Origin of the sequence: Oerskovia paurometabola (genome assembly GCF_016907365.1) — a bacterium.
GTDB classification, from domain to species: domain Bacteria; phylum Actinomycetota; class Actinomycetes; order Actinomycetales; family Cellulomonadaceae; genus Oerskovia; species Oerskovia paurometabola.
Map to the genome: position 1 here is coordinate 3,445,724 of NZ_JAFBBV010000001.1, position 20,383 is coordinate 3,466,106.

Genomic DNA, 20,383 nt, shown 5'->3' on the forward strand with positions numbered 1-20,383 from the left:
TGTAGGCATGGCCCTGCGCGTGCGAGACCACCGCCTACGGACGACGAGCGACCAGTCACCCCTGGATCCGCTGGTGCCGCGCGCCCCCGAGCCGCTAGGCTCCGGCGCCAGCGGATCGCATCGGAGCGGTCCCCGTCGTCGGAGAACACCATGTCCACCACCCTGCGAGCAGCGCTCTCAGTCCTCATGCTCGTCGGCTTCTACGTCGTCGCCCTCGCGATGGTCGTCGGGCTCGGGGCAGCCACCGTGTGGGCGTTCTCGGAGCACGCCGGACCCGGAGCCGCCAAGCTCGGGTTCCTCACCGTGGTCGTCGCAGTCGGCCTCGTGGTCGCCCTGTGGAAGGTCGCCCGCGCCAAGCCGTCGCCCGAGCCGGGCGTCGTCCTGTCCCCCTCCGACGCCCCCGAGCTGTGGTCGACGGTCCGCGAGCTGGCCGACGTCGCACAGACCCGCGTGCCCGACGAGATCCGCCTGGTCGCCGACGTCAACGCGGCCGTCTCCGAGGAGACCCGCCTCCTCGGCCTGGTCGGCGGCAAGCGTCACCTGTACATCGGTGTCCCGCTGCTCCAGGCGATGAGCGTCGCGCAGATGCGATCGATCCTCGGGCACGAGCTGGGCCACTACTCCCAGCAGCACACCCGTCTCGGCGCCGTGACCTACCGGGGGCGCTCCGCGATCATGGCGACCGTCCAGGAGCTCTCGGGGAACCTCGTGGGATGGTTCCTCAAGCAGTACGCCAAGCTCTACGTCCTGGTCTCGGCCGCCGTGAGCCGCCGGCAGGAGCTCGAGGCCGACCAGATCTCGGTACGTGTGGCCGGACGCTCGACCGCGCAGTCGGCGCTTCGCGAGGTGCCGCTCGTCGACACCGCCTGGACGTTCTACGAGCGCCAGTACATCGGCCTCGGTTGGGAGAACGGGTACGCGCCCACGTCGGCCGACGTGTTCGGAGGCTTCGCACGCATCCTCGAGGCACGGGACGCCGAGCTCGCGTCGATGCGCGAAGAGACCCCCGACGAGCAGCACTCGCGCTGGGACACGCACCCGGCGATCGGTCTGCGCATCGCCGCCATGGAGAAGATGCCCGAGGGCTCTGTCACGGTCGACGAGCGGCCGGCCAGCGTTCTGGTGCCGGGCTTCGAGGAGCGCAGCGCACAGGTTGCCGGGCGGGCACTCAACATCGGCACCCGCACGGCCGTCGACTGGCAGACGCTCACCGAGCGCTCCATGCCCCAGACCGAGCAGCGCCATGCCGACCTCGTGTACCGCGGCGCGGCGCGGGTCGCGGGCCAGTCGTCGGCGGACCTCACGACGGTGCTCGAGCTCGTGCGGACCGGGCGCCTCGTCCCGCTCGTCCGGGAGTTCGTCCCCGAGGTCGCGGAGCCGGACGCCGTCGAGGCGTTCACCCCCTCGATCGAGACCCTGCTCGGGACGGCCGCCGTCCACAGCGGCGTGGGGACCTGGCGCTTGTCCTGGTCCGGACCTGCCCAGCTCGTCGGACCGGACGGTGAACCGCTCCCGCTCGAGGAGATCGGCCGCCTGGCCCTCGACCCGGCGACGGTCGACGACGCCGTCTCGCGCCTCTCGGCGCTCGGGATCGACACCGCGCGGGCCGTCCAGGTCAGCACGACGGCGACGGCACACGGGGCCGAGATCCTCGGCGGCCTGGCGAACGTCAAGGTCGACGGGGCCCAGCACGACGTGCTCGTCCTCGACACCGGGCTCGTCCTGCGCCCCTGCCCCAAGAAGTCGGACGGTGGCAAGAACCGGCTCATCGCCCTGCTGCAGTCCGGAGAGGTCGCGGACGTCGCCGCGTCCAACAGGTACCTCGCCTTCGAGGACATCCGCGAGGCCACGGTCGTCAGGGCCGGGCCGGTCCGAGCGGACCTCACGCTCCACGACGGCACGGTCGTGCGGGTGCAGGAGACCTGGTCCGGCGAGCGCCTCACCAAGGACAGCGACCAGGCGTTCCTGGCGGGCATCTACCCCTACGTCAAGGACGAGGTCCCGGCAGGTTGACGCCCTGCGCCCGCAGAGACGTTGAGTGCGGAGCAGTTGTCGCGGATCGGGCAGATGGGCGACAACTACTCCGCACTCAGCGGCAGGACACGAGCTCAGGACAGCGGCTGACGCCCCGCCCACTCGATCAGCGTGGTCCGGGGACCCGTGAAGAACGGCGTCTCCTCGCGCACGTGGCGGCGCGCCTCGGTGGCCCGCAGGTCGCGCATGAGGTCGACGATGCGGTGCAGCTCCTGGGCCTCGAAGGCCAGCAGCCACTCGTAGTCGCCGAGGGCGAAGGAAGCGACCGTGTTGGCCCGCACGTCCGCGTAGTCGCGGGCCGCGAGCCCGTGGTCGCGCAGCATGGTGCGGCGCTCGGCATCGGGTAGGAGGTACCAGTCGTACGACCGCACGAACGGGTACACGCACAGGTACGCCCCCGGCTCCTCGTGCATGAGGAACGCCGGGACGTGGCCACGGTTGAACTCGGCCGGGCGGTGCAGGGCCGCATTCGACCAGACCGGCTCGAGGTGACGGCCGAGCTCGCTCGCCCGCAGGCGCTGGTAGGCGCCCTGGACCGACTCGACGGTCGGACCGTGCCACCAGACCATGAGGTCGGCGTCGGAGCGCAGGCCCCCCAGGTCGTACCAGCCGCGGACCACGAGGTCGCCCTCGACGGCCGCCGGGTCGTCGCCGCCACCGACCGCGGCGAGAGCGGCCTCGACCATCTCGGTGCGCTCGGCGGCGTCGGCCGGCAGGGACTCGGCCAGCGCGAAGACCGACCACATCGTGTAGCGGATCGAGTCGTTGATCTGCTCGTGGTCCACGGGGACGCGGTGCGCGTCGTTCATCGTCGTGCCTCTCTGGAGTGCGTGCTCCCGGTACGTCGCCGTCCCGGGAGTCGTGCGGGTCGTCGGGTCAGCGGTGCAGGTCGGTGCTGCACAGCGCGGGGATGCCGCTGGGCTCGCCGTCGCGGCGCAGGCAGCAGTCCGGTGCGCAGACCGAGCGGAACGGCCCGAGCTCGCCGACCACGGCCTCCGTGAACTTCTCGTCGCGCGCGATGGCCGCCCGCTCGAGGACCAGGTCCACGAGGCCCTTGACGAAGGGCGCCCGGGTGCCGACGGTCCCGGCGCGCACCGCGGTGATCCCGAGGCGCGTCGCGGTCTCCATGGCCTCGGTGTCGAGGTCGTACGCGACCTCCATGTGGTCCGACACGAAGCCGATCGGCGAGAGCACGACGTTCGTGACGTCGTCGGCGGCCAGCGACTCCAGGTGGTCGTTGACGTCCGGCTCGAGCCACGGCTGAGCGGGCGGGCCAGAGCGCGAGCAGAACGTGAGGTTCCACTCGACCTCGTGACCGAGGCGGGCCGAGACCTCCTCGGCGACGACGCGGGCCAGGTCGAGGTGCTGGCGCGAGTAGGTCGCGTGCGAGATGCGCGACGCGGCCTCCATGGTCAGCGGGATCGAGTGCGTGACGAACACGAGCCGGGCCTCGCGCACGTCGCCGCCCTTGGCCGCGAGCGCCTCGTACGCCTCGAGCACGGCGTCGACGTTCGCCTGCGCGAAGCCGGGGTGGTTGAAGTACGAGCGCACCTTGTCGAACTGGATGCCGGTCGAGCCGTCGGGGCCGAGCTCGCCGCGGGCGTCGAGCGTGAGCGCGAGGTCCTCGCGGTACTGACGGCAGCCCGAGTAGGACGAGAAGGCCGAGGTCACGAGGGCAACGGCGCGCTTCGCGCCGACCTCGGCGAGCTGCTCGACGGCGTCGCGCGTGTAGGGCTCCCAGTTGCGGTTGCCCCACACGACGGGCAGGTCGATCCCGCGGTCCGCGAGCTCTTCCTCGAGCGCGGCCTTGAGGGCGAGGTTCTGCTCGTTGATGGGGCTCTTGCCGCCGAACCCGTAGTAGTGCTCGCCGACCTCCTCGAGACGTTCGTCGGGGATCCCCTTGCCGACCGTGACGTTGCGCAGGAACGGCACGACGTCCTCGGGCTTGTTGGGTCCTCCGAACGAGTAGAGGAGGAGGGCGTCGTAGGGGCGGACTTCTGCGGCAGCGGCAGGAGCGGTGCTGGTCCGTGCACCGGGTCCGGCGGCCGTCGTCTGGGGCGAGTACGAGGGCATGTCCGCATCCTCTCAGGCGTACCTGGGGGTTCTCCGCCCGAGGAGTGCGACGCCGACGTGACATTGACGGGACAGTTCGTCAGAACGTCTCTCGACCTCGCCCGGGGCGTGGGACCGCTGCCCCGCGCCTACCCCTTGACCGCTCCCCCGAGGCCCGCGCCCTGCAGGAACGTGCGCTGGAACACGAGGAACAGCAGCACCGGGATGATCGTCGAGATCGCGAGCGCCGCGAGGAACACCCCCTTGTCGGTCGTGGCCGCGATCGCGGGCAGGCGCACCGACAGCGGCTGGATCAGGGGGTCCTTGAGGACCAGGAGCGGCCACAGGAAGTCCTTCCAGCTCGCGATGATCGCGAACACCGACACCACGCCCAGGATGGGCTTGGACATGGGCAGCACGATCGACCAGAACAACCGGTAGGGCCCTGCCCCGTCGACCCGCGCGGCCTCGAAGACCTCGCGCGGCAGGTTGTCGAAGAACCGCTGCACGAGCAGCACGTTGAACGCGCTCGCGCCCGCGGGCAGCCACACGGCCCAGAAGCTGTTGATGAGCGAGGTACCCAGCAGCGGCGGGTCCAGGATCGTCAGGTAGAGCGGGACGAGCAGCACCACGGCCGGGATGAACATGGTCGACAGCACCGCGGCCTGGACCACCTTGCCGTAGCGCGGGCGCAGCACGGACAACGCGTACCCGGCCGTCGTCGCGACGACCATCTGCACGGCCCACGACCCCAGCGCGAGCCAGATCGTGTTGAAGAAGTACTTGCTGATCTGCACCTCGTTCCACGCCTTGTCGAGGTTGTCCCACGCGATGCCGTTCGGGAAGACCGCCATGGGCGTGCGCAGGATGTCCTGCGTGGGCGTGACCGCGAACTTCGCGAGCAGCAGCATGGGCCCGAGCCCCGCGACCACGAGCAGGACGAGCAGCAGGACGTGCGTCCCGCCCATCCCGAACCGCACCGAGGGGCGGCGCCAGTCCGCGACGGACACGGCGCCGCGGTCGGCCACGCCGTCCATGGCCCGACGGCGCCGCTTGCGCTCGCGCGCCGCGTCGCCCTCGCGGCGGGTCAGGTAGGCCCTCTCGGCGAGCCCTGCCATGGAGCCGCCGCCCTGGGCCGAGATCTCCACGGGCGAGGGGTACTCACCGGGCCGGGCGGCGCCGTCGGGCGTGCTGCCGGACGCTCCGGGCGGGACGGCTGCGGGACGGTCGGTGCGCGGGGTCGTCATGAGGTGCTCCAGGACCGGGTCAGGCGGAAGTACAGGGCGGAGAAGGCCGCGAGGGCGAGCGCGAGCATGAGCGACAGGGCCGTCGCCGCGCCGTAGTTGCCGCCCAGGCTGTTCGCGAACGCGTAGTTGTAGATGAGCAGCAGGATCGTGATGGTCGAGTTCGCGGGGCCGCCCCCCGTGAACAGGTACGGCTCGAGGAACACCTGCGCGGTCCCGATGATCTGCAGGATCAGCGTGATGAACAGGACCCCGCGGAGCTGGGGCATGGTCACGTGCCACACCTTGCGCCACACGCCCGCGCCGTCGACCTCGGCGGCGTCGTAGAGCTCGGGCGGGACGCTCGTCAGGGCCGCGAGGTAGATGATGATCGTGCCGCCGGCCCCGGCCCACGTGGCCGCGAGGACGAGCGACGGCATGGCCGTGGTCGCGTCCTGGAGCCAGGGGTAGGGGCCGAGTCCCACCCAGCCGAGGATCGTGTTGAACACGCCGTGGGGGCCGGCGTCGTAGAAGAACTTCCACAGCAGCACGGCCACGACGGGCGGCACGACGACCGGCAGGTACGCGAGGGCCGAGTACAGGCCCTTGTACCGCCGCACCTCGCTCATGAGCACGGCAGCCACGAGCGGGATCGGGTACCCGAAGAGCAGCGCGAGGAACGCGAAGTACGCCGTGTTCTTGACCGCGGTCCACAGCAGCGGGTCGGCGAGCACGTACCGGAAGTTGTCGAGCCCCACGAACTGGGTGTCGACGAGGTTCGTCTCCTGCACGCTCATGAGGAGCGCGCGCACGATCGGGAACCAGGAGAAGACCCCGAAGATCACGATCACGGGCAGCATGAAGACCATGTTGCTGAGCCCGCCGCCGCGCACCCAGGTCGCGGGCGACCGTCGTCGGGCGGGCTTGTCGGCCGGCGCTTCGTGGCGTCTGCGCGCCGATGCACTGGTGGCGGTCACGGAAGGTCCTTCGGGGTCGAGGAGAAGTCGAGGAGAAGAGGAGGATCACCGGTCGGTCGCCAGCGGGAGCTCGCGACCGACCGGGAGGACGAGGAGCCGGGCCGCCCGCCCGCTCTCACGAGCACCGGGTGAGCCTCCGGCGAGAGCAGCGGTGAGGTCCCGGGGTGGGGCGGGGGACGGGGCCGGGCCGTGGTGGGGCCTGGCGGGAGGCCGAGGGACGAGGCCGGATGGTAGGCCCGGCCCCGTCCTCCGCCTCACCCCACGGAGGGAATCACCCCTGGTCGAGCAGCGCCTGGGCCTGCTTGTTCGCGTCCGCCAGCAGCTTGTCGATGTCGGCGTTCTGGTCCGTCAGCACGGCCTGCACGACGGGGTCCATGAGCGCGTAGATCTCCTGCGTCTTCTGCGACGGCTCACCGACGAGGGGCAGGTCGAACATGGTGTCGGTGTACCCGGTCATCTGGTTCAGCGGGACGTTGATGTAGTCCTTGATCCATTCCTGGTTCTCGAGGTACTGCTCCTTGCTGAACATGGGGAGCACGGGCGTGCCGACGGGCTGGTCGCTCGCGACGAGCGTCTGGGCGTCCTTGACGGCGGCGTCCTGGTCGACGAGCTTGTTGAGGTAGAAGAAGTCGATCCACTTGACGGCGGCGGCCTTCTTCTCGTCGGTGGCCTTGGCGGGCATCGCGGCGAGGGTGCCGCCCGTGAGGACGCCGGCGTCGCCGCCGTCGAGGGGCAGCGCGGTGAGCCCGTAGGTCGCGGGGTCGAGCCCGTTGGACTGGACCATCGAGGTGTAGACGTCGGAGCCCGACGTGTACATGCCGACCTGTCCGGCGGCGAAGGCCTCGTTCATGGTGCCCCAGTCGAGGAGGAAGTTGCTGCCCATGGAGTTGTCCTCCCAGCGCAGCGTCTTGAGGAACTCGAGGGCTTCCTTGGTGCCGTCGTTGTCGAGCGACTCGGTGGCCGTGCCGTCGTCGGCGACGTCCTGGACGCGGCCGCCGCGCGAGTAGGTGTTGACGGTGAGCTGCCAGCCGCCGGTGTTGTTCTGCGTCATCTGGGCGTAGCCCGCGACGCCGGGGTTGGCGTCGGCGATCTTCTTGGCGTACTCGCGGACCTGGTCCCAGGAGGTGGGCGGCGAGTCGGGGTCGAGGCCTGCGGACTCGAACAGGGCGCGGTTGTAGTGGAGGCCGACGCCGTAGACGTTCTTGGCAGGGATGGCGTAGACGTGGCCGTCGGGTCCGGTGCCGGCGTCGATGATGGCGGGGTTGAACTTGTCGGCGTAGGGCAGGGTGCGGAACTGGGTGTCGAGGTCCGCGATCTGCTTGTTCTCGACGAGGGTCTTGGCGTCGGTGAACGGGATCTCGAACACGTCGGGCAGGGTGCCGCCGGCGAGCTGGGCGGCGAACGTGGTCGCCTTCCACTCGTACTCCTCGGGCACGACGTCGATGTCGGGGTTGGCGTCCTCGAACTGCTTGACCTGCTCGTTGAAGGCGTCGATGGCTTCGGGCTCGGAGCCGGGCAGGAGGGAGACGACCTTGAGGGTGGTCTTCCCGTCGGCGGACTCGTCGTCGCCCGAGCCGGAGCTCGAGCAGGCGGCGAGGGCGGTGGCGGTGAGGGCCCCCACGAGGGTGAGGGCGATCGCGCGGCGTGTGGACTTCATTGTCTCTGCTCCTTGTCGGGCGGGTGTGCGGGTCGGGCGGGTGTCAGGCGGGGGTGGTGCCGGTCGCGTGGCCGGGCGGGGTGCGCCGGAGCCATGCGGCCGTGTCGGTGGGGAGCAGAGCGCCTGCGGCGCCCTGCTCGAGGTCGGCGCTCGTCAGGAGGACGTCGTACCCGGCGGGCAGCGGGACGGCGGGTCCGAGGTTGACGACGCACAGCACGTCGCCGCGCGTGAACGCGAGGAGGTCGCCGGTCGCGTCGGCCGTGCCGTTGCCCACGAGGACGTCGTCGGCCCACGCGAAGTCGCCGCGGAACGCGGGCTCGGTGCGGCGCAGAGCGAGGACCTGGCGGTAGAGGCTGAGCATCGAGGCGTCGTCGCCGACCTGCGCCTCGACCGACAGGTCGCCCCACCCCGCGGGCTGGGGCAGCCAGGGGTGGGCTCCGCCGTCGGGCCCGAACCCGTGGCTGGTGCCGCCGCGCGTCCACGGCAGGGGGACGCGGCAGCCGTCGCGGCCGGGGTCCACTCCCCCGGACCGGAAGTGCATGGGGTCGTTGATGACGTCGAGCGGGAGGTCCTCGACCTCGGGCAGGCCGAGCTCGTCGCCCTGGTAGACGTACAGCGAGCCGGGGAGCGCGGCGGACAGCAGGGCGGCCGCCCGTGCCCGACGGCGGCCCGCGGCCAGGTCGGTCGGCGTCCCGAAGCGCTTGGCCCCGAAAGCGAACGCGCTGTCCTCGCGGCCGTAGCGCGTCACAGGGCGGGTCACGTCGTGGTTGGACAGGACCCACGTGGCGGGGGCGCCCACGGGGGCGTGCGCGTCGAGCGTGGTCTGGACGGACTCGCGCAGGGCCTTGGCGTCCCAGGGGCGCGCCATGAAGTCGAAGTTGAACGCGGTGTGCATCTCGTCGGGGCGCAGGTACTGCGCGAACCGGGCGCGGTCGGCGAGCCAGACCTCCCCGACGAGGACGCGCGGCTCGTCGTAGGACTCGGCGACGGCGCGCCAGCCGCGGTAGACGTCGTGGATCTCGTCGCGGTCGACGTGCGGGTGCTCGCCGGGGCCGGGGTGGGCAGGGACCTCGGGCAGCGTGGCGTCCTTGACGAGCAGGGCCGCGGAGTCGATCCGGATGCCCGCGGCGCCGCGGTCGAACCAGAACCGCAGGATGTCCTCGTGCTCACGCCGGACGTCGGGATGGTTCCAGTTGAGGTCGGGCTGCTCGGGCGTGAACAGGTGCAGGTACCACTCGCCGGGCGTGCCGTCGGGGTTCGTGGTGCGGGTCCAGGTGGTGCCCTGGAAGTCGGAGACCCAGTGCGTGGGCATCTCGTCGCCACCCGGGCCCTTGCCGGGGTGGAACCAGAAGCGCTCGCGCTCGGGCGAGCCGGGGCCGGCGGCGAGCGCGGCCTGGAACCAGCGGTGCGCGGCCGAGACGTGGTTGGGCACGACGTCGACGATGGTGCGGATGCCCAGCTCGCGCGCCGCGGCGATGAGCTGCTCGGCCTCGGTGAGCGTGCCGAACTGGGGGTCGATCTCGCGGTAGTCCGCGACGTCGTAGCCGCCGTCGGCGAGCGGGGACAGGTACCAGGGGGTGAACCAGATGGCGTCGACACCCAGGTCCCGCAGGTACGGCAGGTGCTGCCGCACGCCGGCCAGGTCGCCCGTGCCGTCGCCGTCGCCGTCCGCGAAGCTGCGCACGTACACCTGGTAGATGACCGCGTCCCGCCACCAGGTGGGGTCGGTCCCTCGGGTCGAGTCGTCCTCGCGCACCGTGTCCTCGTCTTCCGTCCGTCCCGTTCAGCCGTGAACGGGTGCTCCTCGTCGAGCGCGGCGACCCGGGTGGGTGTGCCGCTGGACTCCCGATCCGTGGGATCCGGCGTCTGGGGATCAACGTAATCACTCGACAGCAATCACGCAAGAACTCGACAGGAGCGTTATGAAAACGCGACCTTCGCCGGTGGACCCCTCGCTGTGTGCGGAGTAGTTGCTCCCGTGAAGGCGCGGGCGGTGCAACTAGTCCGCACTCGACGGCTGGCGGGGGCCGGGGCGGACGGGGGCAGACGCGGGCAGCACGGAGGGCGCCGCCCCGGGATCCCCCGGGACGGCGCCCTCGTCGGCGGCGGCGCGTGGCTAGTCGGTCGCGGCGCTCCGCAACGGCGCGGTCGAGCCGCGCACCACGAGCTCGGGCTCGAACAGCAGCTCGTCGCGCGACACGTCGGCTCCCGCGATCATGCTCGCGAGCAGGTCGACGGCCGCACGCCCCATGGGCTCGATGGGCTGGCGGACGGTCGTGAGCGCGGGATCGGTCGAGTTCATGAGCGCCGAGTCGTCGTAGCCCACGACCGAGACGTCGGTCGGCACCTGCTTGCCGGCCCGGCGCACGGCCCGGATCGCGCCGAGCGCAAGGGGGTCGCTCGCGCACACGATCGCCGTGGCCCCGGCGTCGAGGAGCCTTACCGAGGCGGCCTGGCCGCTCTCGAGCGAGTACTGGCTGTGCTGGACGAGCGCGGGGTCGATGGTCACGCCGTGGCGGGCCGCGAGCGCGTGGGCCGCGGCGAGCTTGCGCTCGGACGGGATGTGGTCCGTGGGACCGAGCAGCAGCCCGATCCGGCGGTGCCCCAGCGACAGCAGGTGCCCGAGCGCCTGGTTCATGGCGACGACGTCGTCGCACGAGACCCGCGGGAAGTCGAGCGACTCGATCGAGGCGTTCATGAGGACCACGGGCAGGTTGCGCTCGGCGAGGCGCCGGTACGGCTCGTGGTCCGCCTCGCGCTGGGCGTAGAACCCGCCCGCGAAGAGCACGCCCGAGACCTGCTGGCCGAGGAGCAGGTCGATGTACTCGGACTCGGTGATGCCGCCCGCGGTGCGTGTGCAGAGCACGGGCGTGAACCCCTGCTGCGCGAGCGCCCCGCCGATGACCTCGGCGAACGCCGGGAAGATGGGGTTGGCGAGCTCGGGGAGCACGAGGCCGACGAGCCGTCCGCGCTCACCGCGCAGCTTGGTGGGGCGCTCGTACCCGAGCACGTCGAGGGCCGTGAGGACGGAGTCGCGCGTCGCCTGGGAGACCCCGGGCTTGCCGTTGAGCACGCGGCTGACCGTGGCCTCGCTGACACCGACCTTCTTGGCCACCTCGGCAAGTCGTCTGGACATGCTGCTGACTATACGCAGAGCGCAAGCGGCTTGCGTTCGCTTGCGCAACCTTGAGCGGCCCGTCGGCGCTCGTCAGGCTCCCGCCCGCCCCGTCGGCAGACCGTCAGCACCGGCGGCCCGTCAGCACCGGCGGCCCGTCAGCGTCCCCGCGTGACGGTGTGCCCCGCGTCGGTGAGCACGTCCGCGGCGGACTCGACCGAGTCCTCGGGGACCAGCACCAGGTCCGCGTGGAACGTCGACGCGACGAAGACCGCGATCCCCGCCTCGGCGAGCGGGCCCACGATCGCCGCGAGCATGCCGGGCTTGCCGAGTCCGTGGGGGTCGCCGTAGAACCCGGCCCACCGGTCGCCGCCCCCGCCGAAGGGCGAGGCCTCGCGCAGGACGGTCAGTCCCTCGGGTGCGCGGACGAGCGCGACCCACTCGTCGTCGTCGGGGAAGGACGAGTGGGGCTCGTGCGCGAGCGTGAAGAACGAGTCGAGGAGGCGGAGCTTCTGCGCGGACATGCCCGCGAGCCTAGGCCGCGCCACCGACACCTGGATCGCCCCCGAGAAGTGTCGTGCAGTGCACAACAACCCCAGTGCGCGGCACACCTCGAGCGCCGAGCCGTGGTTAGGCTCGACGCGTGAGCGCCCCCACCCCCACACCCGGGCTCCTGCCCGCACCCGTGAGCCTGCAGCCTGCCGCCGGCTCTTTCCCGCTGACGGACGGCACGCCGGTCCGCACGGACCCCGCCCTGGCCGCCGCCGCGCGCTGGTGGCGCCGGGTCACCGAGGACGCGTTCGGCCTCGAGCTGCCGTTCGGTCCCGTCACGGCCGAGGACCAGCCCGACGGCATCGCTCCCACGGGCGTGACCCTCGCCCTCGACGCGTCGCGGCCCGCGGGCGGCTACCGCCTCGAGATCACCCCGCAGGCCGTGCTGCTCACGGCCGCCGACGCGGCCGGCGCCCACGCGGGCGTCCAGACGCTGCGCCAGCTCGCGGGACCGCAGGCGTACCGCACGGCGCCGGTCGCCGCGCCGGTCCCCGGTGTCCCCGCGGACGCCGTCCGGCTGCCCGCCCTCACGATCGAGGACCACCCGCGCTTCGGCTGGCGAGGCGTGCTGCTCGACGTCGCCCGGCACTTCCTACCCAAGCGCGAGGTGCTGCGGTTCGTCGACCTCGCGGCGGCGCACAAGCTCAACGTCCTCCAGCTCCACCTCACGGACGACCAGGGCTGGCGCATGCAGGTCCACCGCTACCCGCTCCTCACCGAGGTGGGCGGCTGGCGCACCGAGTCGAACGTCGGGACGTGGCGTACGGGCGTCTTCGACGGTCGCCCGCACGGCGGCTTCTACTCCCAGGACGACCTGCGCGAGATCGTCGCCTACGCGCGCGAGCGGGGCGTCGTCGTCGTGCCGGAGATCGACGCGCCCGGGCACGTCGAGGCGGCCGTCGCGGCCTACCCGTTCCTCGGGACCCGCAAGGCGCCGCACACGGTGCGCACCACGTGGGGCGTGAGCACCGAGGTCCTCGATCCCTCGGACGAGGCGCTCGAGTTCTTCAAGCACGTGCTGGACGAGGTCCTCGACGTCTTCGACTCCCCCTGGGTCGCGATCGGCGGCGACGAGGTCCCCACGACGCTGTGGCGCGAGAACCCCGCGATCGTGACCCTCGCCGAGGAGCGCGGCCTCGCGGACGTCGCCGACCTCGCGGGCTGGTTCCTGGCCCGCCTGAGCGAGCACGTCACGGCCCGGGGCCGTCGTGCGGTCGTGTGGGACGAGGGCTTCGGCGCGCAGCTCCCGCGCGACGTCGTCGTGACCGCGTGGCGCGGCTTCACGGTCGGCGCAGACGCCCTCGAGGCGGGCAACGACGTCGTCATGGCCCCCGAGCAGGTCGTCTACCTGGACCACCGTGCGGGCGACGGCGAGGACGAGCCCGTGCCCGTCGGCTTCCTGCGCACGGTCGAGGACGTGTACGCGTTCGACCCGTTCCCGCCCGAGGTCCTCGCGCAGTACCCGGGCCTCGACTCCGCGCCCGGCCGCCTGCTGGGCGCGCAGGCCGAGGTCTGGTCCGAGCACCTCGACTCCCCGCGCCGCGTCGACTACGCGGCGTTCCCGCGCCTCGCGGCGTTCGCGGAGGTCGTCTGGAGCCCGACGGCGGAGCGCACCCCGGGCGGGTCGTCCTCGGCCGAGTTCCTCGCGCGGCTCGAGCACGACCACCTGCCGCGCCTCGACGCGGCAGGGGTCGAGTACCGCCCGCTCGACGGGCCGAGGCCCTGGCAGCAGCGTCCGGGCGTGCACGGCTTCCTGCGCCACCTCGACCAGGAGATGGCGGCGGGCGGCTGGGCGGGCGTCGGCGGCTGGGTCGAGGGACGCGACGAGCACTCGGAGGGACAGGCATGAGCACCACGGAGCAGCCGGTGACGCTCGTCGTCCGCGGCGCACGGCTCACCACCCCGGAGGGGTTGTCGGAGCCCGTCGACCTGCTGGTCGCGGGCGACACGATCGACGACGTCGTCCCCGCGAGCACCGTGCCCGTCCCCGCGGGGGCGCACGTGGTCGAGGCGGCGGGGCGCATCGCGTTCCCCGGCTTCATCGACTCCCACGTGCACGGCGAGGCCGCGGTCCTGGACCCTGACGTGCAGCTCGCGATGCTGCGCCAGGGCGTCACGAGCATCGTCGTCGGGCAGGACGGCGTCTCCTACGCCCCCTCCGCGCCGCTGCCCGTCCCGGACGGGGCCCCCGACGCGCACACCTGGGCCACGGGCTACTTCAGCGCGATCAACGGCGAGCACCCCACGTTCCGGGGCGGCTCGGTCGCGGACCTGCTCGCGACCTACGACGGCACCACGCCGCTCAACGTCGCCTACCTCGTGCCGCACGGCACGCTGCGCTACGGCGTGCTGGGTGGCGCGGCCCGCCCCGCGACGCCCGAGGAGACCGATCGCATGGTCGCGCTCCTGCGCGAGGCGCTCGACGACGGTGCGTGCGGCATGTCCACGGGCCTCGAGTACGCCCCGGCCTCGAACGCGACCGACGACGAGCTCGTCGCCCTGGCCCGCGTCCTCGCCGAGCGCGACCTGCCGCACGTGAGCCACATGCGCGGCTACGAGGACAAGGCCGGGACCGCGATGGCCGAGCTCGTCAGGGTCGCCCGGGCGTCGGGCGTCGCGACCCACGTCTCGCACTACCACGGCCCCGCGGCCGAGCTCGTGGGCTACGTCGAGGACGCGCACGCGGCCGGTCTCGACGTCACGTTCGACTCCTACCCGTACCTGCGCGGCGCCTCGATCCTGTCGATGGTCTCGCTGCCCACGTGGCTGCCCATCGCGGACCCGGACGCCACGGTCGCGATGCTCCAGGACCCCGACGTCGTCGCTCGCCTCCAGGCCGAGCACTTCCCCGGGCTCGCCGACCTCTGGGAGCGCGTGACCATGGCCGCCGTCCCCGGCGAGCTGCGGTGGAGCGAGGGCATGGCCCTGCTCGACGTCGCCGACCGGCTCGGCCTCGACCCCGTCGAGACGACGCTGCGCATCCTCGTCTCGACGCACCTGCGCGCGGGCTGCGTGTTCGCCCAGCCGCCGACCAACTCCCCCGAGTCCGTCCGCACCCTGCTGCGCCACCCCGCCCAGATGGGCGGGTCCGACGCCATCTACCAGGGCGGACGGCCCCACCCGCGCGGCTGGGGCGCGTTCGCGCGCTTCCTCGCCGAGCACGTGCGCACGCTGGGCGACTGGACGTGGCACGACGCCGAGCGGCACCTGTCGACGGCCGCCGCCGAGCGCTTCGGGTTCACCGACCGGGGCCGCCTGGTGCCCGGCGCGCGCGCCGACGTCGTGCTGCTCGACCCCGAGACCGTGCAGGACGTCGCGACCTACGAGGACCCGCGCCGTCCCGCGACCGGGATCGACGACGTGCTCGTCGCCGGCGTCCCCGTGCTCGCGGGCGGCCTGCCCACCGGGGCCACCCCCGGGCGCGCGCTGCGACCGGCCGTCACGGCGGACCGCGCGTGACGGCCGGCCCGCGGGCCACCGCGACCACCGCCGCCGCGACCGCCGACACCGCGAGCAGGAACTCGTCCCAGTCGCTGCGGCGAGCGCTCGGGATCCTCGACGCGCTGCGTCACGACGCGGCGCGCGGCCTGAGCCTCGTCGAGCTCGCGGACGTCCTCGGGACGCACAAGAGCACGGTCTCGCGCCTGCTCGCCCCGCTCGTCGAGGTCCATCTCGTCCGGCGCACCCCGACCGGGCGCTTCGTGCTCGGCGCCGGGACGCTCCGGCTCGGCCAGGCATACCTCGAAGGGCTCGACCTGCGCACGGTCGCCGAACCGCACCTCGCGGCGCTCATGCGCGCCTCGGGGGCCACGTGCCACCTCGTCGTGCACGACGGCCTCGACGTCGTCTACATCGACAAGAAGGAGAACACCGCGGTCGTGCGGATGGCCTCGCGCATCGGACGGCGCATGCCGCTGTACTGCACGGGCGTCGGCAAGGCGATCCTCGCGGCGAGCGACGCCGACCTCCTCGACGCCGTCCTCGAGCACCCCATGCCCGCCGTCACGTCCCGTACCGTCACCGACCCCGACCACCTGCGGGCCGAGATCCGCACGGTCGCCCAGCGCGGCTACGCGATCGACGACCGCGAGAACGAGGCCGAGGTGCGCTGCGTCGCGGCCGCCGTCGTCGACCACACGGAGACCGCGATCGGCGCGCTCTCCGTCTCCGCCCTCGCCTCGCACATGCCGCCCGCAAGGGTGCGCGAGCTGGGCCCCCTCGTCGTGCAGGCCGCCCGCGCGGTCTCCGCCGGGATGGGCTCCGTGCGCTGCGGCTACGAACCCACCGGGAGGAACGCATGACCCACCCCACCCAGCCGTCCGGCCGCGCGAGCGTGCCGGGGGACCCGAGCCTCGTCGTCGGACCCGCGACCAAGGGCCTGCGGCTCGACGCCGAACGGACCGTCGCCGACGTCCTCGCGGACTCCCCGCGCATCACCGACGACGCCTTCTCCTGGCCGCTGCTGACGCTCGACGACGCGGCGCTCGACCACAACGTCGCGCTCATGGCGCGACTGTGCGCCGAGCACGGCGTCGAGCACGCGCCGCACGTCAAGACCGCGATGTCCCGCTCGCTCTACGCGCGCCAGGCGCGCGCCGGGGCGTGGGGCGCGACCGTCGCGAACCCCGCCCAGCTCCGCGTCGTGCGCACGTGGGGGGTCGAGCGCGTGTTCCTCGCGAACGAGCTCATGGACCCGCGCGACATCGCGTGGCTGCGCCGCGAGCTCGAGGCCTCCGTCGCACCGGGCGGCACGCCGTTCGAGGCGTGGGTCTACGTCGACTCGATCGAGGGCGTCGGGCTCCTCACGCGCGGCTTCGCGGGGGCGCCCGCCGAGGTCGTCGCGGGGCTCGGCGTGCTCGTCGAGGTCGGCGTCCCGGGCGGTCGCACGGGCGTGCGCAGCACGGCGGACGCGCTGGGCCTGGCCCGCGCCGTGCGCGCCGTAGGCCTGCGCGTGCCGGGCGTCGCCGGGTACGAGGGGTCGGCCGCGGGCGGCACCACGCCCGAGGACCTCGCCAAGGTCACGGCCTACTGCCGGGGCCTGCGCGACGTCGCTGCCGCGTTCGTCCGCGAGGGACTCGTGCCCGACGACGAGCCCGTGGTCGTGACCGCGGGCGGCAGCTCGTTCCTCGACGTCGTGCTGGCCGAGCTCCCCGGCCCGCTCACGATCCCGGGCAGCGCCGGGACCGACGGACCGGACGGCTCCTCGGCCACGCGCGACGTGCGGGTCGTCGTGCGCTCGGGCGCGTACGTCACGCACGACCACGGCTTCTGCGCACGCATGGACCCCTGGGACCGCATCCCGGGCGGCGAGCCCATGCACGCGGCCGCCGTCGTGTGGGGGCAGGTGCTCTCGGTCCCCGAGCCCGGCCTCGTGCTGTGCGGCGTCGGGCGGCGCGACGTGTCCTACGACATCGACCTGCCCACGGCCCTGTGGCTGCGCACGCTCGACGAGAACGGGGACCTGCGCCCCGCGCACGACCTCGCGGGGGCCCGCGTCACCGGGCTCAACGACCAGCACCTGTACCTCGCCATCGACCCCACGCCCGCGGGCAGCGCCCCCGTCACGACGCAGATCCGGCCCGGCGACGTCGTCGGGTTCGGGATCTCGCACCCGTGCACGCTGTTCGACAAGTGGCGCGTGGCGGCCGTCGTGGGCGACGACGACCAGGTCGTCGACGTCGTCGGCACCGAGTTCTGACACCGGTCCCCGGACCACCTGCACCATCCCGAGAGAAAGAGACACGATGAGCACCCCCAAGACCCCGATCAGCACCCCGCACGCACCGGCGCCGGCCCACACCTTCCACCAGGGTGTGCGCAAGGGCCCGTTCGTCCAGGTCTCGGGTCAGGGCCCGGTCGACCCCGCGACGAGCGAGTACCTGTACCCCGGGGACGTCGCGGCGCAGACCACGCGCACCCTGGAGAACGTCAAGGCCATCGTCGAGGGGGCGGGCGCCACGTTCGACGACGTCGTGATGCTGCGCGTCTACCTCACCAAGCGCGAGGACTTCCCGATCATGAACGACGCGTACGGCGCGTTCGTCGAGGCCAACTGCCCGGGTGGCGTGCTGCCGGCCCGCACGACGGTCTTCACGGGCCTGCCCCGCGAGGAGATGCTGGTCGAGATCGACGGGCTCGCGATCACGGACTGACGGTCCCCTGCCGCTGAGTGCGGAGCAGTTGTCGTCCGGGACGTCCTGGAACGACTACTCCGCACTCGGCGCACGCCGTGGGTGGCCTCGCCTAGCCTGGCGGGATGATCGAGACGCTCGCCATCGAGGGCTACCGCTCGCTGCGGCACCTCGTCCTGCCGCTCGGCCGTCTCACGGTCGTGACGGGCGCCAACGGCGTGGGCAAGTCGAGCCTGTACCGCTCGCTGCGCCTGCTCGCCGAGTGCGCGCTGGGCGGCGCGGTCGGGGCCCTGGCCCGCGAGGGCGGCCTGCCCTCGACGCTGTGGGCCGGTCCGGCGGTCATCGGGCGCTCGGTGCGCGAGGGCGTGCACCCCGTCCAGGGCACGGTGCGCGGTGGCCCGGTCGCGCTGCGGCTGGGCTTCGCGAGCGGCCCGGACCCCCTGCCCGACGGCGCCGCGTCAGCGGGTGCGTCCGGCGCCCTCGGCTACGCGATCGACCTGGGGCTGCCGCAGGACGGCGGCGCGTCGTTCGGCCTGGATCCGGAGATCAAGACCGAGGTCGTCTGGTCGGGACCTGTGCTGCGTCCCGCGACGCTCGTCGCCGACCGGCACGGCCCCTCGGTCCGGCTGCGCGACGACGACGGCTCGTGGCAGGTGTCGGGGCGTCGGCTGAGGTCGTTCGACAGCATGCTCTCGGAGGTCGTGGACCCCGTGGGCGCCCCCGAGCTCGTGCTGGTGCGCGAGCGCCTGCGGTCCTGGCGCTTCTACGACCAGTTCCGCACCGACGCCCTTGCCCCGGCCCGTGCGTCGCACGTCGGCACCCGAACCCCCGTCCTCGCGCACGACGGCGCCGACCTGGCCGCGGCCCTCGAGACGATCCGCGAGCTGGGCCTGGCCGACGACCTGGACGCCGCGGTCGAGGACGCGTTCCCCGGGTCGAGCGTGCGCGTGCGTGTGACGGACGACGGCCGGTTCTCGCTCGAGCTGCGCCAGCACGGTCTGCTGCGTCCGCTCGGCAGCGCGGAGCTGTCCGACGGCACGCTGCGGTACCTGCTCTGGGTCGCGGCGCTGCTCACGCCCCGCCCGCCCGAGCTGCTCGTGCTCAACGAGCCCGAGACGAGCCTGCACCCCGAGCTGCTGCCCGCGCTCGGGGCCCTGGTCGCCGGAGCCGCGCGACGCACGCAGGTCGTGGTCGTGACGCACTCGCACGCGCTGGTCCGGGCCATGGAGGATGCGGCGGGCCGTTCGCGTGCCGCCTCCCCGGCGCTCGAGCACGTCGAGCTCGTCAAGGAGCTCGGCGAGACGACCGTCGCGGGCCGTGAGGGACCGCTCGACCAGCCGCAGTGGCACTGGCCCAAGCGCTGAGTGCATGATCCGGGCTCAGCGGCGCACGGACCCCAGGTACAGGCTCGTGACCGACGCCGCGACCTCGGTCAGCCGGCTCGCGGTGCGCCCCACGAGCTCCTCGAGGTCGATCGGTCCGGGCGCGATCGAGAACGCGGCCGTGATCCCTGCGGCGCGCGCCTGACGCGCGGGCAGCAGGACCTGCCCGGCGATCACCACGACGGGCGGGTGGCCCGGCGCGGCGGCGGCGAGCGCCCCGATCCGGTCGGCGACCTTGCCGTTGACCGACTGCGAGTCGAACGAACCCTCGCCCGTGAGCACCAGGTCCGCGTCCGCGACGGCCGCGGGCAGCCCGACGGCCTGCGCGACCAGGGTCGCGCCGTGCTCGAGCTCGGCGCCGAGCACCGCGACGAGGGCCGCGGGTACCCCACCGGCGGCTCCCGCCCCCGACAGGTCGTGCGTGCGGACCCCGGTCTCGCGCTCGAGCAGGTCGGCCCAGCGCTCGAGCGCGGCGTCGAGGAACGCGACGTCCGCGTCGCTCGCCCCCTTCTGCGGCCCGAACACGGCCGCCGCCCCGCGCTCACCCACGAGCGGGTTCGTCACGTCGACGGCCAGCCGCCATCGCACCGCGCGGGCCCGCGGGTGCAGTCCCCCCAGGTCGAGGCCGACGACGCGCGCGAGCCCCTCGCCGCCGTCGGGCACGAGCGTCCCGGCGAGCTCCCCGTCCGTCGACGAGGGGACCGTCGCCGGCGAGTGCGCGAGGAGCCGGGCACCGAGCCCCGTGAGGACGCCCGCGCCGCCGTCCGTCGAGGCGGACCCGCCGAGGCACAGGACGACCTCCTCGACCCCGGCGTCCAGGACCGCCGCGCACGCCGCTCCCGTGCCGCGCGTGTGCGCGTGGAGCGGCTGGAGGACGACGTCGCTGACCGCGGGCAGGCCGCTCGCCGCGGCGAGCTCGACCACGCCGATGCGGCCGTCGGCGGACACCCCGTAGCGTGCCGGGCGAGGGCGCCCGATCGCGTCGACCGTCCCGACCTCGCGCGCCTCGACCCCCCACACGGACAGGAGCGCGTCGAGAGTGCCTTCGCCTCCGTCGGCCATGGGCAGGAGCCTGACCTCGGCGTCCGGCGCCGCCACCAGGACCCCGTCCGCGAGGTGGCGGGCCACCTCCGCGGCGGTCGCGGAGCCCTTGAACGAGTCGGGCGCGACCACGACGCGCAACGGCCGTGGACCGGTGCGCGAGGGGTCCCCGGTCGTGGGAGCGTTCATCGTCGGAGGCACGCCCCGATCGTAGCCAGC

The 20,383-nt window shown here is 73.2% G+C and carries 16 protein-coding genes; 7 read left to right on the plus strand and 9 right to left on the minus strand.

Annotation, left to right across the window (positions count from 1 at the left end; all coding sequences use genetic code 11):
* The first annotated feature begins 150 nt into the window (after positions 1–150).
* Positions 151–2,013 carry a M48 family metallopeptidase gene (locus JOD48_RS15430; RefSeq protein ID WP_204809701.1) on the plus strand — a complete coding sequence of 621 codons (1,863 nt, stop codon included), beginning with the start codon at positions 151–153 and terminating at the stop codon, positions 2,011–2,013.
* Positions 2,014–2,108: 95 nt separating this feature from the next.
* Here JOD48_RS15430 and hemQ read toward each other — a convergent pair whose 3' ends face one another.
* The 8 genes from hemQ to JOD48_RS15470 all read right to left on the minus strand — a co-directional run bounded on the left by hemQ (position 2,109) and on the right by JOD48_RS15470 (position 11,582).
* Positions 2,109–2,843: a hydrogen peroxide-dependent heme synthase gene (hemQ, locus tag JOD48_RS15435; RefSeq protein ID WP_191790899.1), complete on the minus strand. Its 735-nt coding sequence runs from the start codon at positions 2,841–2,843 to the stop codon at positions 2,109–2,111.
* A gap of 67 nt (positions 2,844–2,910) precedes the next feature.
* Positions 2,911–4,107 (minus strand): ferrochelatase, encoded by a 1,197-nt coding sequence (locus JOD48_RS15440; protein ID WP_191790900.1) that lies wholly within the window; start codon positions 4,105–4,107, stop codon positions 2,911–2,913.
* A 128-nt stretch (positions 4,108–4,235) separates the two neighbouring features.
* The gene (locus JOD48_RS15445; RefSeq protein WP_239528069.1) at positions 4,236–5,123 is read right to left on the minus strand and encodes a carbohydrate ABC transporter permease; all 888 of its coding nucleotides are present in this window, start codon (positions 5,121–5,123) and stop codon (positions 4,236–4,238) included.
* 206 nt (positions 5,124–5,329) lie between these two features.
* Entirely contained in the window at positions 5,330–6,178 is an 849-nt protein-coding gene (locus JOD48_RS15450) for a carbohydrate ABC transporter permease (RefSeq protein WP_204810628.1), read from the minus strand.
* 379 nt (positions 6,179–6,557) lie between these two features.
* Entirely contained in the window at positions 6,558–7,943 is a 1,386-nt protein-coding gene (locus tag JOD48_RS15455) for an ABC transporter substrate-binding protein (RefSeq protein ID WP_204809702.1), read from the minus strand.
* A 43-nt stretch (positions 7,944–7,986) separates the two neighbouring features.
* Complete coding sequence (locus JOD48_RS15460) at positions 7,987–9,699, minus strand: glycoside hydrolase family 13 protein (RefSeq protein WP_204809703.1); 1,713 nt, start codon at positions 9,697–9,699, stop codon at positions 7,987–7,989.
* Between the two features lie 360 nt (positions 9,700–10,059).
* Positions 10,060–11,079, minus strand: a complete 1,020-nt coding sequence (locus tag JOD48_RS15465) for a LacI family DNA-binding transcriptional regulator (RefSeq protein ID WP_239527429.1) — start codon at positions 11,077–11,079, stop codon at positions 10,060–10,062.
* Positions 11,080–11,216: 137 nt separating this feature from the next.
* Positions 11,217–11,582 (minus strand): ACT domain-containing protein, encoded by a 366-nt coding sequence (locus JOD48_RS15470; RefSeq protein ID WP_204809704.1) that lies wholly within the window; start codon positions 11,580–11,582, stop codon positions 11,217–11,219.
* A 119-nt stretch (positions 11,583–11,701) separates the two neighbouring features.
* Between JOD48_RS15470 and JOD48_RS15475 the strand changes: the two genes are divergently transcribed.
* The 6 genes from JOD48_RS15475 (at position 11,702) to JOD48_RS15500 (ending at position 19,105) form a co-directional block, all read left to right on the plus strand.
* Positions 11,702–13,459, plus strand: a complete 1,758-nt coding sequence (locus JOD48_RS15475) for a beta-N-acetylhexosaminidase (RefSeq protein ID WP_204809705.1) — start codon at positions 11,702–11,704, stop codon at positions 13,457–13,459.
* Entirely contained in the window at positions 13,456–15,069 is a 1,614-nt protein-coding gene (locus JOD48_RS15480; protein ID WP_204809706.1) for an N-acyl-D-amino-acid deacylase family protein, read from the plus strand. The genes JOD48_RS15475 and JOD48_RS15480 overlap by 4 nt, the downstream gene beginning before the upstream one ends.
* On the plus strand, positions 15,066–15,911 hold the full coding sequence (locus tag JOD48_RS15485) for an IclR family transcriptional regulator (protein WP_191790927.1): 846 nt from the start codon (positions 15,066–15,068) through the stop codon (positions 15,909–15,911). The genes JOD48_RS15480 and JOD48_RS15485 overlap by 4 nt, the downstream gene beginning before the upstream one ends.
* On the plus strand, positions 15,908–17,308 hold the full coding sequence (locus JOD48_RS15490) for a type III PLP-dependent enzyme domain-containing protein (protein WP_204809707.1): 1,401 nt from the start codon (positions 15,908–15,910) through the stop codon (positions 17,306–17,308). Before JOD48_RS15485 ends, JOD48_RS15490 begins: the two co-directional genes overlap by 4 nt.
* Before the next feature lie 46 nt (positions 17,309–17,354).
* Positions 17,355–17,762, plus strand: coding sequence for a RidA family protein (locus JOD48_RS15495; RefSeq protein WP_138823291.1), 408 nt, complete (start codon positions 17,355–17,357; stop codon positions 17,760–17,762).
* 104 nt (positions 17,763–17,866) lie between these two features.
* Positions 17,867–19,105, plus strand: a complete 1,239-nt coding sequence (locus tag JOD48_RS15500; protein WP_204809708.1) for an AAA family ATPase — start codon at positions 17,867–17,869, stop codon at positions 19,103–19,105.
* A gap of 15 nt (positions 19,106–19,120) precedes the next feature.
* On the opposite strand, the gene JOD48_RS15505 is transcribed toward JOD48_RS15500, so the two are convergent.
* Positions 19,121–20,353 (minus strand): glycerate kinase, encoded by a 1,233-nt coding sequence (locus JOD48_RS15505; protein WP_191791077.1) that lies wholly within the window; start codon positions 20,351–20,353, stop codon positions 19,121–19,123.
* Between the last annotated feature and the right edge of the window lie 30 nt (positions 20,354–20,383).

Coding starts and splice junctions, on each gene's coding strand:
- JOD48_RS15430 (WP_204809701.1), top strand. CDS start 151: ATGTCCACCACCCTGCGAGCAGCGCTCTCAGTCCTCATGCTCGTCGGC.
- hemQ (WP_191790899.1), bottom strand. CDS start 2,843: ATGAACGACGCGCACCGCGTCCCCGTGGACCACGAGCAGATCAACGAC.
- JOD48_RS15440 (WP_191790900.1), bottom strand. CDS start 4,107: ATGCCCTCGTACTCGCCCCAGACGACGGCCGCCGGACCCGGTGCACGG.
- JOD48_RS15445 (WP_239528069.1), bottom strand. CDS start 5,123: ATGGACGGCGTGGCCGACCGCGGCGCCGTGTCCGTCGCGGACTGGCGC.
- JOD48_RS15450 (WP_204810628.1), bottom strand. CDS start 6,178: ATGGTCTTCATGCTGCCCGTGATCGTGATCTTCGGGGTCTTCTCCTGG.
- JOD48_RS15455 (WP_204809702.1), bottom strand. CDS start 7,943: ATGAAGTCCACACGCCGCGCGATCGCCCTCACCCTCGTGGGGGCCCTC.
- JOD48_RS15465 (WP_239527429.1), bottom strand. CDS start 11,079: ATGTCCAGACGACTTGCCGAGGTGGCCAAGAAGGTCGGTGTCAGCGAG.
- JOD48_RS15470 (WP_204809704.1), bottom strand. CDS start 11,582: ATGTCCGCGCAGAAGCTCCGCCTCCTCGACTCGTTCTTCACGCTCGCG.
- JOD48_RS15480 (WP_204809706.1), top strand. CDS start 13,456: ATGAGCACCACGGAGCAGCCGGTGACGCTCGTCGTCCGCGGCGCACGG.
- JOD48_RS15490 (WP_204809707.1), top strand. CDS start 15,908: ATGACCCACCCCACCCAGCCGTCCGGCCGCGCGAGCGTGCCGGGGGAC.
- JOD48_RS15495 (WP_138823291.1), top strand. CDS start 17,355: ATGAGCACCCCCAAGACCCCGATCAGCACCCCGCACGCACCGGCGCCG.
- JOD48_RS15500 (WP_204809708.1), top strand. CDS start 17,867: ATGATCGAGACGCTCGCCATCGAGGGCTACCGCTCGCTGCGGCACCTC.
- JOD48_RS15505 (WP_191791077.1), bottom strand. CDS start 20,353: ATGAACGCTCCCACGACCGGGGACCCCTCGCGCACCGGTCCACGGCCG.